The following is a 16143-nucleotide window of genomic DNA, read 5'->3' as shown; positions in this document are numbered from 1 at the left end:
GTGAGGCGTGTGCCGCGGCGGTGCGCGCTGCTCGCCGTGCTGTCGGTGCTCGTACTGGCCGGGTGCTCCCCCTCCGGCGACCCGGCCGGTGGCGGCTCCCCCGGCGGGCACGCCCGCGCCGGGCAGCGCTGGCAGCCCCGCCCGGGTGTGGCCTGGCAGTGGCAGCTCGACGGGAAGGTCGACCCGTCCGTCGACGTGCCCGTGTACGACATCGACGGGTTCGAGAACTCCGCGGCGGACGTGGCCCGGCTGCACCGCGACGGCCGCAGGGTCATCTGCTACATCAACGCGGGCGCCTGGGAGGACTTCCGCCCCGACCAGGGCGACTTCCCCCGCTCCGTGCTCGGCTCCCCGAACGGCTGGGCCGGCGAGCGCTGGCTCGACATCCGCCGGCTGTCCGTCCTGCGCCCCGTCATGGAGCGCCGCATCGACATGTGCCGCGACAAGGGCTTCGACGCGGTGGAGCCGGACCTGCTCGAGGGGTACGCCGACGACACCGGCTTCCCGCTGACGGAGCGGGACCAGCTCGCCTACAACCGCATGATCGCCGACATCGCGCACGACCGGGGCCTGTCCGTGGGACTGAAGAACGACCTGCCGCAGATCCCGCAGCTCCTCGGCCACTTCGACTTCGCGGTCAACGAGGAGTGCGCGCAGTTCGACGAGTGCGAACGGCTCACCCCGTTCGTCCGGGCCGGGAAGGCGGTCTTCCACGTCGAGTACGCCGAGCCGGTCCACGCCTTCTGCGCCGAGTCCCGCAGGCTCGGGCTGTCGTCCATGCGCAAGAGGCTGGAGCTGGACGTCTGGCGCACGCCCTGCTGACCCCGGCCGGTGGTCCGCAGACCCTGCTGATCACCGGCCCGTGGTCTCAGCCGGATATCCGGTAGCCCCGGAGCCGGGTGCCGAAGACGTCCACCACCGGCTCGGGGACGTCCTCGCCGCCGGCGCACCCTTCGAGGTGGAAGCCGAAGAACTCCAGGAGCGCCCGCTCTTTGAGGTCGAGCGGGTGGAAGGGCAGGGCGTACGGCTCCGCGTCCGGCGCATCGGGTCGCACCGGGTGCCGGCCGTCCCAGTAGGCGCGCTCGAAGGGGAGCCGGTCGCCGATGTCCTCGATGACGCCCTCGTCCGGGCTCAGGCTCAGCGAACGCACGAGCCGGCCGTCCTCCCAGAGCGCGAAGGCCGGCCGGTCGCCGCCGCTGTGCATGGCGTGGAGGCAGAGCCGCCGTCCGCGGCCCGCGGCCACCAGGTGCGCCGGGAGCCGTGACGGCCGCCCGATCATGACGTCCCGGTCGCAGACGAGGTCCAGTCCCGGGACGGACAGCGCGCACACCGTCCCCTCGGGCGGATGGACGGCGTCCGCCAGGAACCAGGGCTCCTCGCCGTCCTCCTCGCAGCGCCGCCCCGGCCGTGTCCGGCCCACCAGCGCGGCGGTCCGCTCCCGGTCGGCCTCCGCCGCGTCCGCGAGCAGCCCGCCCACCGCGCCGTCCGCGCAGGCCGGCACCGCCGACTTCGCCCCCATACGCCCGTCCCCCTCGTACCGCTGCCTGCGGCTGTTGCGCCCGAGGCTGACTCCCGGCACTGACAACGGGCGGGGCGCCCGTCACAGCGGGGTCGCCGCCGAGAGGATGCGCGGCGGCAGGTACGGGGACGCCACCCGGACGGTCCAGCCGCGGCGGCGGGCGTGGCAGGCGAGGGCGAGGATGTCGAGGCTGAGGGCGGCGTCCGCGTCGGAGGCCCGGTCGGCGACCAGATAGTGGTCGCGGTGCTCCTCCAGGGCGTCGAGGAGCGCGAGGTTGAAGCTTTCTTCATCGCCCTCGACCAGCTGGGAGAAGAGCGTGACCGGCGGCGGGAAGAAGCCCCAGCCCTTCGCCTTCACGAAGTCGTGCAGCGCCTGGTCGGTCGCGGGCTCCGGGTCGGCGCCGCGCAGATAGTCCAGCAGGGCGCGCCGGTAGGAGGCGAAGGCGGAGCCGTCCTCGGCGAGGCTCGCGGGTCCGGCGATGACGAGCGGGGCGAGGTCCTCGCGGACGCCGGTGACCAGCGCCAGGTTCACCGCCTTGTGCCAGCGTCCGGGGCCCGCGTCCTCACCGCGGTAGGCGGCGTAGGTGACCGTGGCGCCGTTGATCCGCACGTCGACGGTGGTGCCGGGGTCGGCGAGGGCGGTGCGGAACAGCGCGGCGCCCATCTGGGAGGCGAGCCGCAGCCCGCGCGCGTGCCGCTCCGTGACGTCGGGGGCGAGCGAGGCGCGGGCCTTGAACAGCAGCTCCTGGTCGTCCATGGCGAAGGCGAGCTGCCAGGTGGCCGGCGGCTTCCCGGCGACGGGGGTGAACGCCTCCCGGGTGTGCTCCTCGAAGAGGGCCTCGCTCTCCAGCGCGATCGGGTGGGGGTTCTCGGGGCGCTCGAACACCACGGTCCCCGCGGCCAGTTCGGCGACCGCGTCGGGGCGCCGGGCTCTGCCGTACGCCTGCACCCGGGGTCCGGCGGTCTCGAAGCCGGTGACCAGCGCGCGCGGCAGGTAGTCGGAGTCGACCGCCGGGGGCCAGCCCTTGCCGCGGTGGGCCAGCGCCGCCAGGGTCAGCGGAACCAGGGGCAGCAGCGTGCGCGGCCTGAGGCCGGTCCCGGTCAGGGCGCTGTGCCCGGCCAGCAGCTTGGCCAGCGCGGCTTTGAAGGCGGCCCGGTCGTCCGTGGCCAGCGCGCGCAGCGCGTGCAGCGCGGTGGTGCCGGGGGCGTCGAGGAGGTCTTCCGGGGCCTCGTCGTCCAGGGTTCCGATCCGGGCGAGGGCCGCGTCGAGGGCGGCGCACCTCTCCTGCTGGGACGGCGGACAGCCCGCGTCGTCGTCGCCGGTGTCGCCGATGACGTACGCCATGAAGCCGTTGATGAGTTCGGCGTCCGGCCGTCCCGCGCGGCCCGTCTGCGGGATCTCCCGGGCGAAGTGGAACGCCTCGCCGTGCCACTGGGCGCGGTCGTCCAGGACGGTCAGGCAGAAGGCGTCGAGCCAGGTGCCGGCGGAGACGCTCTCCGGGTCGCCGTCCTCGCCCGCGTCGTAGCTCATCCCGAAGTTGACGTAGTCGAGGAAGACGCTGAAGCCGTTGTGCGGGTAGTACGCGGCGTAGGCCACGGCTCCGGCCGCGGCCTCGGCGGCGTCGTGCAGGACGGCTTTGGCCTCCGGGGTGTCGAGGCGGGGCGACGCGAGGGAGAGGGCGCCGAGGTAATCGAGGAACTCCCCGCTCAGCTCCGTCCATTCCCAGGTCGTCATCCGGCCCGCCCTGGACATCGAGCGGACCTGCCGGCCGATCCTGTTGGTGAAGTCCTCCCGCGCCGCCGCGACCGCGGACCCGCTCACCTGGTGTCGCTCTATTCGCACTGCTCGGCTCCCCGTACCCATGTCATGGCCACAGCTCAGCTTAGGTGCTGGTGTCCCCGGGCCGGCCGTCGCGGGCGGCGGCCGCGGGAAGCCTTACCGCAGCGTGACCTTCCACGGCCGGTACGCGCGCGGGAGCACCGTCGGGCCGCCGCCGCGGACCGTTGCCACGGGGGGCCGCCCACGTGGGGGCAACACCACGCGCCGCTGCCGGTTGTGCCCACGTTCGCCGTTGCGGCGCGCAACACCCGGCGGACGCCCCATGCTGTGCCGTGTTCGCGGGCGTCGGCCGCGGACCGCCGCGCAGCCGGCTTCGGCGGCTGTCCGAGTAAGTCAGGGGAGAGACATGGAGCCGTCCTTACTGTCGCTGAGGTCGACCGTGGTGCTGCTGCTCGCCGTGCTCACCGGGGTGGGAACCGGTGTGCTCAGCCTGGTCGGAGGCAGCGCCGGGGCGGTGAGCGTCCTGCACGGGGCGGCCGCCGCGGGCCTCGCGGTGCCGTTCTTCAACGGTCTGGTCGCCCGGGAGACGCACTGCGACCGCGCGCGGGAGACCCGGTCCGGCCGCGGACGGGACGGCGGCCATGGCTGAACTGAGGCCGCTGGCCGCCGATCTGAACACCGAGGCGCGGGCCCTCGCCCAGGCGCTGCGGGAGCTGTTCGACGGCCTGGAGGTGTCGGTGCGCCGCTACGCGGTGCGCCGGCACCGTGACCCGGGCACGCTCTCGCGGTATCTCAACGGCACCCGTGTCCCGCCCTGGGAACTGGTCATGGATCTGTTCACCGACCTCGCCGAGCACCGGGGCGTCTCGGCCACCCCCGCCGCCATCGACCTGGTACGGGGCCTGCACCACGCGGCGGTGCGCGGCGGCGCCTCGCCCCGGCACGCCGTCGAGCTGATCGAGCAGCAGCTGGCCGACGCCGACCGCACGTCCCGCCGCGCCACCGCCCACGGGGACGTACTGGGCGACGCGCTCCTCGACCGCCGGCACCGCATCGCCGACCTGGAAGTGCGGCTGAACCAGCTGGAGGCGGACTGGTCGGCCGAGCGGGCGCGGGCCGACGCGCTCGTGGACGCCGCGCCGGACGTGGACCAGCTGCTGCGGGAACGCGACGGCCTGCGGGCCGAGGTGCGCCGCCTCAGCCGTGAACTCGGCGACGCCAGACGGCGGCACGAGGACGCCGAGCAACGGTGCGAGCTGCTCGAACGGCAGCTGGAGGCGATCGAGCGGGCCCAGGAGGCGGACGGCGGGCACGCCCTGTTCCCGGCGCCCGGCACCGGCTCCGGCTCCGGCACGCCGGTCCGGCCGAAGGTGCTGATCGTCGACGACCAGGCGGACAACCTGCTGGCGATGACAGCCGTGCTCTCCATCCTCGAACAGGAGGTCGTCGCCGCGGCGTCCGGCCGCGACGCGCTGAAGGCGCTGCTCGACCACGACGACTTCGCCGTCATCATCATGGACGTCCAGATGCCCGGCATGGACGGGTACGAGACGGCCGCGCACATCAAGCGCCACGGCCGCACCCGCGACATCCCGATCATCTTCCTGACCGCGATGGGCGCCGATCCCGAGCACTCCGCCCGCGGTTACGCCGCGGGCGCCGTCGACTACATCGCCAAGCCCTTCGACCCCTGGGTGCTGCGCGCGAAGGTGGCGGTGTTCACCGGCATCTTCCTGGAACGGCGGGTCAACCAGCGGCCGTGACGGGGGCGGTGCCGTCCGCCCGGGCGGCACCCGGTGGACATTTGCCGCGCAACGTCACGTCGAGGCCGATTCTGGCCGTTGCCGGGTGCCGACGGCCGCCCTTACGTTGAAGCGATCCGGTGCCCCCTCGCTGAGGGGTCCGCATCACCTGACATCGCTCAGGGGGACTCCATGGAACTGGCCCACTACGTCGTCTACGACGCGGAGACCGGCATGGTCGTCGGGCTGCACACCGAGCCGGCCGCGCTCCACAGTCCGCGCGGCGAGATACTCCGGCAGCACGATCCCCAGGGGCGGCGGCCGCACCTGCGGGTGGCCAGGCTGCCCGAGGGCACGACGGCGGGCCGGGGCAGCCGCGTGGTGGACGGCCGCCTCGAGGTGGTGGCACAGGACGGCACCGAGTTCGGCGGCACCGTCCTCCTCGCCCCGGTCGACGACGACACGAACACACGGCACTACGTCCCGCAGCCGCCACCGGCCGACACCTAGGGCGTGTTGCGCCGTGGCGCGCGTCGCGGCGTCGTACGCGCCGCGGTGACGCGGCACGACGACGCGGGGTCCGCCAGACAGGCGGCCGCGTGTCCGGCTTGTGCGTTTACATCGATGTACACGGACGCGATCGGCGATACCGGCACAGCAACGGGCATTTCCACCGACAGTCCCGGCGGCAGCAGGACTTGGCGCACCGGTCGGTCGCCGGGAGCCTTCGCGCCGGTCAGCCGCCCGAGCTCTCCCGGACGATCAGCCGGTATCCGACGACGTGTTCCGCGGAGCCGGTGTCCGCGTCGGGGCGCTCGATGCGGTCGAGGAGCAGGTCGACGGCGGCGCGGGCGATGCCCTCCTTGTCGGGGGCGACCGTGGTGATGGTGGGGATGCTGAAGCTGGCCGCCTGGATGTCGTCGAAGCCGACCACGTCGAGGTCGTCCGGCACCCGCATCCCGTGCTCGTGCAGCGCGCGCACCGCGCCGAGGGCCAGGTGGTCGTTGAGGCAGAGCAGCGCGTCGGGCCGGTCGGGGCGCGAGACCAGGTCGACGGCGGCGCGGGCGCCGTCGTGCCAGTGGAAGGCGTCGACGGGGACGACGAGGTCGCTGTCGAAGGGCAGTCCGGCCGCCTTCAGCGCCTGGCGGTGGCCGGTGGTGCGCAGCCGGTCGGTGCCCTGCCGGCCGCGCAGCGAACCGCCGATCACCCCGATCCGGCGGCGCCCCCTGGCCAGCAGGTGTTCGGTGACCTCCCGGGCGGCGGCGACGTTGTCGATGCCCACATGGTCGAGGCTGCCGGTGTGCCGTTCACCCAGCAGGACGACGGGCAGATGGCCCTGGTGGTTCTCCAGGTCGCGCGGGTGCAGGGTGAGCGCGTTGAGCACGACGCCGTCGGTGAACTGGGCGTCGAAGCCGTTCAGCGCCGCGAGTTCGCTCTCGCGGCGGCCGCCCGTCTGGTGGATGAGGACGGTGCTGCCCCTGCGGTCGGCCGCCGCCATCACGTACTTGGCCAGCTCGGAGAAGTAGGCGACGTCCAGCTCGGGCACGGCCAGGGCGATCATGCCGGTGCGGCCGCGGCGGAGCTGGCGCCCTGCGATGTTCACCCGGTAGCCGAGGGTCTCGATGGACTCGCGGACCGCGGCCCTGGTCGTCTCCGAGACGTGTTCGTAGTCGTTGATGACGTTGGACACGGTCTTGGGCGAGACCCCCGCGTGCGCCGCGACGTCCTTGATCCTGACCCTTGCCGCCACCCGTGTCCTCCTCGAAGCCTGTGTGATCGTACCCGGCATCACGAATCGGTCTCGCAGCGGGCCGCTCCTCTGTCAAGGGTATTTACATCGATGTAATCGCGTGATGCCATAGGCGCCGCAACGGTCGCACCAGCACGAAGCGAGAAGCACACATGAGCTCTCCCCTGCCCCAGGACGTTCCGCGTCCGGAGTACCCCCGGCCCCAGTTCGTCCGCGAGAACTGGCTGAATCTCAACGGGAGGTGGCAGTTCGAGATCGACCGGTCGGACTCCGGCCTGGAGCGCGGACTGCGTGAGCGGGAGCTGTCGGGCTCGATCACCGTGCCGTTCTGCCCCGAGTCGGAGCTGTCGGGGACCGGCGACACCGACTTCATGGAAGCCGTCTGGTACCGCCGCACCGTGACCGTCCCGGCCGAGTGGGGCGACGCCCGGGTGCTGCTGCACTTCCAGGCCGTCGACCACGACACCACGGTCTGGGTGAACGGCACCGAGGTGGCCAGGCACCGCGGCGGCTTCACCCCGTTCACCGCCGACCTCGACGGGGTCGCCGAGCCCGGCACCGAGGCCGTGATCGTGGTGCGCGCCCGGGACAGCCGGCACGGCCCGCAGGCCCGCGGCAAGCAGGCGACCTGGTACGCCAACACCCACTGCCACTACACCCGGACGACGGGCATCTGGCAGACCGTGTGGCTGGAGCCCGTGCCCCGCGCCGCCCGCCTCAAGCGCCCCCGCGTCACCCCGGACCTCGGCTCCGGCTCCTTCCACGTCGAGCTGCCGCTGACCGCCAACCTCGCCGGGCACCGCGTGCGTGCCGTCCTGACCGACGGCGACACCGAAGTGGTCACCGCCGAGGCGCGCGCCGACCTGGACCTGTGCCCGCGGCTGACGCTGATCCTGCCCTCCGGACAGGCCCGCGCCTGGTCGCCCGAGGACCCGCACCTGTACGGGCTGCGATTCCAGCTCCTGGACACCGGGGGCACCGTCGTGGACGACGTGCGCTCGTACGCGGGGCTGCGGTCGGTGGCGCTGCGCGGCAAGCAGGTGCTGATCAACGGGGAGCCGGTGTTCCAGCGGCTGGTCCTGGACCAGGGCTACTACCCCGACGGTCTGATGACCGCGCCGAGCGACGCCGACCTGGTCCGCGACATCGAGCTGGGTCTCGCGGCCGGCTTCAACGGGGCCCGGCTGCACCAGAAGGTGTTCGAGGAGCGCTTCCTCTACCACGCGGACCGTCTGGGCTACCTGGTCTGGGGCGAGTTCGGCGACTGGGGCTGCGAGGTCGGCGTGCGCGACGACAACCAGCAGCCCACCGCCTCGTACGCCACGCAGTGGCTGGAGGCGCTGGAGCGCGACTACTCGCACCCCTCGATCATCGGCTGGTGCCCGCTGAACGAGACGTACCAGAAGCTGCACGACCGCATCACCCAGCTGGACGACGTGACGCGGGCGATGTTCCTCGCCACGAAGGCGATGGACACCACCCGCCCGGTGATCGACTCCTCCGGGTACGCCCACCGCGTCGCCGAGACGGACGTCTACGACTCGCACTGCTACGAGCAGGACCCCGAGGCGTTCGCCAAGATCATGGGCGGTCTGGCCGAGAACCGGCCGTACCTCAACACCGGCCCCGACGACGCCCCCTGGTCCCTGCCCTACGCCGGACAGCCGTACTTCTGCAGCGAGTTCGGCGGCGTCTGGTGGGACCCGGCCGCCGCCGCGACGGCCGCGGGCAACGAGTCCGGCGCCTCCTGGGGCTACGGCGAACGCCCGCGCACCGCCGAGGAGTTCGTCTCCCGCTTCACCGGGCTCGTCGGCGTGCTCCTCGACGACCCGGACATGTTCGGCTACTGCTACACCCAGCTCACCGACGTCTTCCAGGAACGCAACGGCGTCTACGCCTTCGACCGTTCCGAGAAGGTCGAGACCTCCCTGCTGCGCGACGCCCAGCGGCGCGCCGCGGCCTTCGAGCGCCCCTGACCCCACCGGCCGGGCGGGCGCCCTCGACGCCGCCCGCCCGGCCGCGCTTCTCGACCGAGAAGCACCCCTGCTTGTGACCTGTCGACACACCCCTGCTTCTACAACGATGTAAGGAGGGTTCATGAGGGATCTTCCCCCGGCCCCGGAAGGCGGCTCCCGCCTGTCCCGGCGCCGTGTTCTCACCGCCTCGCTCGCCTCCGCCGGAGCCCTGCTGGCCGGCGGCGCGCTGAGCGGCTGCGGCTCGGCGCTGGCCGCCGACGACTCCACCGTGCGCCTCTGGGACCTGTTCAGCGGCGCCGACGGTGGCCTGTTCAACACCATGGCCGACGCCGGCAAGCCGGACATGCCCGGCACCAAGATCGAGCGGACCGTCCTGGAGTGGGGCTCGCCCTACTACACCAAGCTGGCCATGGCCTCGGCCGGCGGCCGCGGCCCGGACGTGGCCATCTCGCACATGTCCCGGCTGGCCGGCTACGCGCCGATGGGTCTCCTGGACCCCTGGGACCTGGACACGCTGGCCGAGTTCGGCGTCGAGCGGGACGACTTCACCGACGCCGTGTGGGGCCCCACCCAGTACCAGGGAAAGACCTACGCGCTGCCCCTGGACACCCACCCGTTCATCACCTTCTACCACCCCGAGCCGGTGAAGAAGGCCGGGCTGCTCAAGGCCGACGGCACCCTGGACGCGGACGCCTTCTCGTCCCCGGACAAGTTCCTGGCCGCGGGGCGCGAACTGGCGAAGGCGTCCGGGCAGCAAGGCATCGCCTTCGGCTATGTCACCGACACCGCGCAGGGCTGGCGGCTGTTCTACGGGCTCTACAAGCAGACCGGCGGCCGTTTCGAGCTCCCCGAGGGCGGGCCCGCCGAGGTCGACGTGGACCGGATGGCCGAGGTCATCGCCTTCATGGCCAAGATCGTCGACGGGAAGACCAACCCCAGGCAGCTCGACTACAACGCGGGCATGGCGGCCTTCAACAACAAGCAGACCGCCATGATCCTCTCCGGCGGGTGGGAGCTGAACACGTACCTGGGAGCGGACAAGAAGGTCGGCGCCGCGCCGTTCCCCACGGTCTTCGGGACCCCGGCCGTGTACGCGGACTCGCACTCCTTCGTGCTGCCCAAGCGTCCGAGCCCGGACAAGGAGCACCGCAGGCGCACCCACCAGGCGGTGGCCGCGCTGCTCAAGGCGTCCAAGGTCTGGGCGAGCGCCGGGCACATCCCGGCGTACAGCCCGGTCACCCGCACCGACGCCTACGCCCGGCTGAAGCCGCAGGCCAACTACGTCTCCGCGGCGGACCATGTCGTGCTCGACCCGGCGGCCTGGTTCGTGGGCGCGGGTTCCGACTTCCAGAACGCCATGTCGCAGGTGCTCCAGCAGGCCCTGCTCGACGGTCTGGCGCCCGATCGCGCGGCCCGCGCGATGGTGCGGCGCCTCAACACCTTCCTCTCCAAGCCCAGCCCGGCCTGACCGGCCGATTCTGCCCGCGCAGGAGGCACAACGATGTCCTCTCCCTCTGCTTCGGCCCGCACCGGCTCCCGGCCGGCGCGCCGCTCCGTTCCGCCGGGCCTGCTCTTCGCGCTCCCCTTCCTGGTGCTGTTCGGCCTGTTCATGGTCTGGCCGCTGGTGCAAGGGCTGTGGATGAGCCTGACGGACACGTCCCTGTCGGCCCACACGCCGTCGTTCATCGGCCTCGACAACTTCAGCGAGGCCCTCCAGGACGCGGAGATGTGGCGCTCGCTCGGTCACACCCTGCTGTTCACGCTCATCTCCACCGTGCCGCTGGTCGCCGTGGCGCTCGTCATGGCGCTGCTGGTGTACACCGGCCTGCCGGGCCAGTGGGTGTGGCGCCTGGCGTTCTTCGCGCCCTATCTGCTGCCCGTGGGCGCGGTCAGCCTGCTGTGGATCTGGCTGTACCAGCCCGATCTCGGCCTGTACAACCACCTGCTGAGCGCCGTCGGCCTCGACGGCGTCGCCTGGCTCAGCGACGAGTCGGTGGCGATGTGGGCGATCGCCCTGACCACCCTGTGGTGGACGGTCGGCTTCAACTTCCTGCTGTACCTGGCCGCGTTGCAGGCGATCCCGGACCACCTGTACGAGGCGGCCGCCATCGACGGCGCGGGCGCCTGGCGCCGGCTGTTCTCGATCACCCTGCCGCAGCTCGGCCGGATCACCGGTGTCATCACGGTGCTCCAGGTGCTGGCCTCGCTGAAGGTCTTCGATCAGGTCTATCTGCTGACCAAGGGCGGCCCCAACAACTCGACGCGGCCGGTCATCGAGTACATGTACGACACCGGCTTCACCGGATACCGGCTGGGCTACGCCTCGGCGATCAGCTACATCTTCTTCGCCCTCGTCCTCCTCGCCTCCGCGGTGCAGTTCGCCGCCCTCCGCCGCCGGGAGAAGTGATCATGACCACCACCGATCTGCCCGCCCGTCCGAAGCCTGCGAAGGCCGCGCGTCCCGTCGTACCCGGCCGCCCGCCCCGCCGCGCCCCGGCCCGCGAGGGCAGCCCGCTCGTCCTCGGCGAGAGCCGCACCGCCCGGGTGCTCGCGCTCGCCGTCCTCACCCTGCTGGCCGTCGTATGGCTGCTGCCGATGGCCTGGGCGCTGCTGACCGCGCTCAAGTCGGAGGACGACGCCAGTGACCCGGTGAACTGGTTCTGGCCGGGCTCCGGTTTCACGCTCAGCCGGTTCACCGACGTCATCACCGCGGGCGACCTGCCGCTGTGGATGTTCAACAGCCTGCTGATCTCCGCGGCCGTCACGGTCATCACCGTCGCCGTCTCCGCGATGGCCGGTTACGCGTTCTCCCGGACGCTGTTCAGGGGCCGCAAGGCGCTGTTCGCCCTCACCGTGGCCGCGGTGATGGTGCCGCCGCAGCTGCTGATCGTCCCCTGGTTCCAGCAGATGCTGACCCTGCACCTTGCCGACACCTACGCGGCCGTGATCCTGCCGCAGACGGTGGCGCCCATCATGGTGTTCATCCTGAAGAAGCACTTCGACTCGCTCCCCCGCGAGCTGGAGGAGGCGGCCCGCATCGACGGGGCGGGCCACTGGCGGGTGTTCTGGTCCGTGCTGCTGCCGCTGTCCCGGCCGATGCTCGCCGCCGTGGCGATCTTCGTCTTCATCGGCGCCTGGAACAACTTCCTGTGGCCGTTCGTCTCCACCTCCGACCCGGCCCTGATGACGCTCCCGGTAGGCATCACCTCGGTGAAGAACGCCTACGGCATCCAGTACGCCCAGACCATGGCGTCGGCCGTGCTCGCGGCGCTGCCCCTGGTCGTGGTCTTCCTGTTCTTCCAACGGCAGATCGTCAAGTCGGTCGCCACGACCGGACTCGGAGGCCAGTAACGGCACGCACGGGGCGGTACGGAGCCTCTGCCTGCCCGGCCCTCACCGCCGGGACAGGCAGAGGCCGAACGCCTTGTGCAGCAGCCTGTTCAGCGGGTGGTCCCACTCGCCCAGGTACTCGACGGCCTCGCCGCCGGTGCCGGCCTTGAACCGCAGCAGGCCGGTCAGCGGATCGTCCTCGTCCAGGCTGTCGGTGATGCCGCGCAGGTCGTAGACGCGCGCCCCCTTCGCGTGCGCGTCCGACAGCATGCGCCACTGGAGCGCGTTGCTCGCCCGGACCTCGCGCTTGCGGCTGCTGGAGGCGCCGTAGGAGTACCAGACGTGGTCGCCGACGGTCAGCATCGTGGCGGCCGCGCCCACCTCGCCGTCGTGGTGGGCGAGGTACACCCGCATGCGGTCGGGGTCCTCGGCGGTCAGCTCCGCCCACATCCGCCGGAAGTAGCCCAGCGGGCGCGGCAGGAAGCGGTCCCGTTCGGCCGTCTCGCGGTACAGCTCGTGGAAGGCGGCCAGGTCCTCGCGGTCGCCCTGGACGACCTTGACGCCCGCCTTCTCGGCCTTCCTGATGTTGCGCCGCCACTGCTGGCCGAGGCCCCGCTCCACCTCGTCGAGCGACCGCCCGGCCAGCGGCACCTGGAAGACGTGGCGCGGCTGCCCGGCCGCGAAGCCGTCCCCGTGGCCCGGCTCGCTGCGCCGCCACCCCGCCCGGCGCAGCCGGTCGGCGACGGCGGCGGCCCGCGGGTCCCGCCGGGTGGGCTCGATGTCGCCGAGCCGGCGCGCCCCCGGATCGGCGAGCCCCGCCCTGACCGCGCCGGCGCTCCACCGCCGGGCGACGACGGGCGGCCCCATCCTCACGGAGAAGGCGCCGAGGCCCTTCAGATGCGCGAGCAGCGGATCGAGCCACCGCCCCAGGTCCGCCGCCTCCCAGTCGATGGCCGGGCCCTCGGGCAGATAGGCGAAGTACCTCTTCAGTCCGGGGAGCGGGCGCAGCAGGACGAGGCCCGCCCCGACGAGCGCGCCGCCGCGGTCGTCGTCGTACCAGCCCACGCTCACCGCCCGCCAGTCCGGCTTCACCCCGCCCCACGACGGGACCTGGAGATGGCTGACCGAGGGCCGGTCCGCGACGAAGGCCAGATGCTCCTCGCGGCCGATCTCCCGCAGACGAAGGGGACGGCTCATGTACGGCGCTCCTCTCGTCGGAGCCGGCCGGCTCCTGACGTCGGAACAACCACACTACGCAGTCGGCCGTCACGGAGCGTCGCCGAGACCGGATTCACCTGCGCCACTGGGGTGACTCGGCCATCACCACCGGATGAAGCGGTCTTCAGCGTATAAAACACCCGTAGTCGGGCACGCGTAACAAGTACCCCATGTCTACGGAACAGTGCGTCCCGCGGGGGCGGCGGGGGCGGCGGAATGGACGGCAATGAGCGGCGGCTTCATCGGACCGGAGGGATACGGACAGGATCCCGACGGGGAACTCTTCGCGCGCATCTTCGGCAGCGGCCGGCGGCCCATCGACCTCGGCAGGCTGATGAGCGGGCCCGCCCGGCAGCTCATGACGACGGCGGCCTCCTACGCGGTGGAACACGGCAAGCGCAACCTCGACACCGAACACCTGCTGCGCGCGGCTCTCAGCATCGAGCCGACCCGCAGCCTGTTCGCCCGCTCGGGGGCCGACCCCGACGAGCTGGCGGGCGAGATCGACCGGCACGCGGGCGACACCGAGCGGGTCCCGCCCCGGCAGTCCGTGGCACTGACGCCCGCGGTCAAGCGGGCCCTCCTCGACGCCGCCGAGATGGCCCGCGAGGTGGGCGCCGGCTACATAGGCCCCGAACACATCGTCCTGGCGATGGCCGCCAACCCCGACTCCGCGGCCGGGCACATCCTCAACGCGGCCCGCTTCGACCCGGCCCGCACCCCGCAGGCACCGCACGGCCAGCAGGGCGCCCACGGCCACCCGGAGCAGCGGCAGCCCGCGGACAGCGGCACGCCCACCCTCGACCGGTACGGACGCGATCTGACCGCCCTGGCCGGTCAGGGCCGGGTGGACCCGGTCATCGGCCGCGACGACGAGATCGAGCAGACCATCGAGGTGCTGTCCCGGCGCGGCAAGAACAACCCGGTGCTCATCGGCGAGGCGGGCGTCGGCAAGACGGCCGTCGTGGAGGGACTCGCCCGGCGGATCGCCGACGGCGACGTACCGGACACGCTCGCCGAGCGCCGCGTCGTCGCCCTCGACCTGTCCGGGGTCGTGGCGGGCACCCGCTACCGCGGCGACTTCGAGGAACGGCTGAACGGCATCATCAACGAGGTGCGCCAGAACGCGGACCGGCTGGTCGTCTTCATCGACGAGCTGCACACCGTGGTCGGGGCCGGCGGCGGCGGTTCCGAGGGCGGCTCGATGGACGCGGGCAACATGCTCAAGCCCGCGCTGGCCAGGGGCGAGCTGCATGTCGTCGGCGCCACCACGCTGGCCGAGTACCGGCGGCACATCGAGAAGGACGCGGCGCTCGCCCGCCGCTTCCAGCCGATCCTGGTGCCGGAGCCGACGGTCGCGGACGCGGTGGAGATCCTGCGCGGCCTGTGCGACCGCTACGAGGCCCACCACCAGGTCCGCTACTCCGACGAGGCGCTGTTCGCGGCCGTGGAGCTGTCCGACCGCTACCTCACCGACCGCTATCTGCCCGACAAGGCCATCGACCTGATGGACCAGGCGGGCGCCCGGGTCCGGCTGCGGTCCCGCACCAAGGGGACCAGCGTCCGCGCCCTCGAACGCGAGCTGGAGCAGCTGACCCGCGACAAGGACCAGGCGGTCGCGGACGAGAGTTACGAGCGCGCCACCGAACTGCGCGACCGCATCGGGGAGCTGTCGCGGCGGATCGAGTCCGGCCGGGTCCGCGAGCCGGGCGACGGCCAGAACATCGAGGTCACCCCGGAGGACATCGCCGAGGTGGTGTCCCGGCAGACCGGCATCCCGGTCAGCACCCTCACCGAGGAGGAGAAGGACCGTCTCCTCAAGCTGGAGGAGCATCTGCACGAGCGGGTCGTCGGGCAGGAGGAGGCCGTCACAGCGGTCGCGGAGGCGGTCCTGCGCGCCCGCGCGGGACTGGCCAGCCCGGACCGCCCGATCGGCAGCTTCCTCTTCCTCGGCCCCACGGGCGTCGGCAAGACCGAGCTGGCCAGGGCCCTGGCGGAGGCGCTGTTCGGCAGCGAGGACCGGATGGTCCGCCTCGACATGAGCGAGTACCAGGAGCGGCACACGGTCAGCCGTCTCGTCGGCGCGCCGCCCGGCTACGTGGGCCACGACGAGGCCGGCCAGCTCACCGAGACCGTACGCCGCCAGCCGTACTCGCTGCTGCTGCTCGACGAGGTGGAGAAGGCGCACCCGGACGTCTTCAACATCCTGCTCCAGGTACTCGACGACGGGCGGCTCACCGACTCCCAGGGCAGGACGGTGAACTTCACCAACACCGTCATCGTCATGACCAGCAACCTGGGCTCCGAGGCCATCTCCGGCGGTTCCACGCTGGGCTTCCGCTCGCACGGCTCCGAGGCCGACGAGGCGGCGCGCCGCGAGCGGGTGCTGCGGCCGCTGCGCGAGCACTTCCGGCCCGAGTTCCTCAACCGGATCGACGAGATCGTCATCTTCCGGCGGCTGAGCGCGGAGCAGCTCCGCCAGGTCACCGACCTGCTCCTGGAGGAGACGCGGCGCCGGCTGCACGCCCAGGGCGTCACCCTGGAGTTCGCGCCCGGAGCCGTCGACTGGCTGGCCCGGCGCGGCCACCAGCCCGAGTACGGCGCCCGCCCGCTGCGGCGCACCATCCAGCGCGAGGTCGACAACCGTCTTTCGCGGCTGCTGCTCGACGGCGAGCTCACCCCGGGCAGCCGGGTGGAGGTCACGGTCGAGAACGAAGAGCTGCGGTTCCGTACGGTGCAGCCCGGCGGGGACGGGCCCGGGGACGGGTCCGGTGCCGGTGAGACTCCGGAGCCCGAGGCGCCCTCGGAGTGAGCACACGTGACGGTCCG

The 16143-nt window shown here is 72.4% G+C and carries 13 protein-coding genes; 9 read left to right on the top strand and 4 right to left on the bottom strand.

The window, feature by feature from the left end; all coding sequences use genetic code 11:
- The first annotated feature begins 9 nt into the window (after nt 1-9).
- Nucleotides 10-822 (top strand): endo alpha-1,4 polygalactosaminidase, encoded by an 813-nt coding sequence (locus tag ACFV6E_RS03830; RefSeq protein WP_385175493.1) that lies wholly within the window; start codon nt 10-12, stop codon nt 820-822.
- Nucleotides 823-868: 46 nt separating this feature from the next.
- Here ACFV6E_RS03830 and ACFV6E_RS03825 read toward each other — a convergent pair whose 3' ends face one another.
- Nucleotides 869-1519: a DUF6928 family protein gene (locus tag ACFV6E_RS03825; protein ID WP_385459220.1), complete on the bottom strand. Its 651-nt coding sequence runs from the start codon at nt 1517-1519 to the stop codon at nt 869-871.
- Between the two features lie 81 nt (nt 1520-1600).
- Nucleotides 1601-3340 (bottom strand): Imm49 family immunity protein, encoded by a 1740-nt coding sequence (locus ACFV6E_RS03820; protein WP_385459218.1) that lies wholly within the window; start codon nt 3338-3340, stop codon nt 1601-1603.
- A gap of 364 nt (nt 3341-3704) precedes the next feature.
- Here ACFV6E_RS03820 and ACFV6E_RS03815 point away from each other — a divergent pair, with 364 nt between their 5' ends.
- From ACFV6E_RS03815 to ACFV6E_RS03805, 3 genes are all read left to right on the top strand, one after another.
- The gene (locus tag ACFV6E_RS03815; protein WP_385175502.1) at nt 3705-3947 is read left to right on the top strand and encodes a hypothetical protein; all 243 of its coding nucleotides are present in this window, start codon (nt 3705-3707) and stop codon (nt 3945-3947) included.
- A complete protein-coding gene (locus tag ACFV6E_RS03810) occupies nt 3940-5061 on the top strand; it encodes a response regulator (protein ID WP_385459216.1) in 1122 nt (373 codons plus the stop codon). The genes ACFV6E_RS03815 and ACFV6E_RS03810 overlap by 8 nt, the downstream gene beginning before the upstream one ends.
- A 171-nt stretch (nt 5062-5232) precedes the next feature.
- Nucleotides 5233-5550, top strand: coding sequence for a hypothetical protein (locus ACFV6E_RS03805; RefSeq protein ID WP_385459214.1), 318 nt, complete (start codon nt 5233-5235; stop codon nt 5548-5550).
- A 226-nt stretch (nt 5551-5776) separates the two neighbouring features.
- Here ACFV6E_RS03805 and ACFV6E_RS03800 read toward each other — a convergent pair whose 3' ends face one another.
- Complete coding sequence (locus tag ACFV6E_RS03800; RefSeq protein ID WP_385459212.1) at nt 5777-6829, bottom strand: LacI family DNA-binding transcriptional regulator; 1053 nt, start codon at nt 6827-6829, stop codon at nt 5777-5779.
- 113 nt (nt 6830-6942) lie between these two features.
- Here ACFV6E_RS03800 and ACFV6E_RS03795 point away from each other — a divergent pair, with 113 nt between their 5' ends.
- The 4 genes from ACFV6E_RS03795 (at nt 6943) to ACFV6E_RS03780 (ending at nt 12117) form a co-directional block, all read left to right on the top strand.
- Entirely contained in the window at nt 6943-8766 is a 1824-nt protein-coding gene (locus ACFV6E_RS03795; protein ID WP_385174497.1) for a glycoside hydrolase family 2 protein, read from the top strand.
- 121 nt (nt 8767-8887) lie between these two features.
- Complete coding sequence (locus tag ACFV6E_RS03790) at nt 8888-10234, top strand: extracellular solute-binding protein (protein WP_385459210.1); 1347 nt, start codon at nt 8888-8890, stop codon at nt 10232-10234.
- A 33-nt stretch (nt 10235-10267) separates the two neighbouring features.
- Nucleotides 10268-11173, top strand: a complete 906-nt coding sequence (locus ACFV6E_RS03785) for a carbohydrate ABC transporter permease (protein WP_385174491.1) — start codon at nt 10268-10270, stop codon at nt 11171-11173.
- A gap of 2 nt (nt 11174-11175) precedes the next feature.
- Complete coding sequence (locus tag ACFV6E_RS03780) at nt 11176-12117, top strand: carbohydrate ABC transporter permease (RefSeq protein ID WP_385174488.1); 942 nt, start codon at nt 11176-11178, stop codon at nt 12115-12117.
- 42 nt (nt 12118-12159) lie between these two features.
- On the opposite strand, the gene ACFV6E_RS03775 is transcribed toward ACFV6E_RS03780, so the two are convergent.
- Nucleotides 12160-13293, bottom strand: coding sequence for a lipid II:glycine glycyltransferase FemX (locus ACFV6E_RS03775; RefSeq protein ID WP_385174485.1), 1134 nt, complete (start codon nt 13291-13293; stop codon nt 12160-12162).
- A gap of 247 nt (nt 13294-13540) precedes the next feature.
- On the opposite strand from ACFV6E_RS03775, the gene ACFV6E_RS03770 reads away from it, so the two are divergent.
- The gene (locus ACFV6E_RS03770) at nt 13541-16126 is read left to right on the top strand and encodes an ATP-dependent Clp protease ATP-binding subunit (RefSeq protein WP_385459208.1); all 2586 of its coding nucleotides are present in this window, start codon (nt 13541-13543) and stop codon (nt 16124-16126) included.
- The last annotated feature ends 17 nt before the right edge of the window (nt 16127-16143 follow it).

This window comes from Streptomyces sp. NPDC059785 (genome assembly GCF_042732375.1).
Classification (GTDB): Bacteria; Actinomycetota; Actinomycetes; order Streptomycetales; family Streptomycetaceae; genus Streptomyces.
This window is presented reverse-complemented; position numbering and strand designations above follow the sequence as displayed.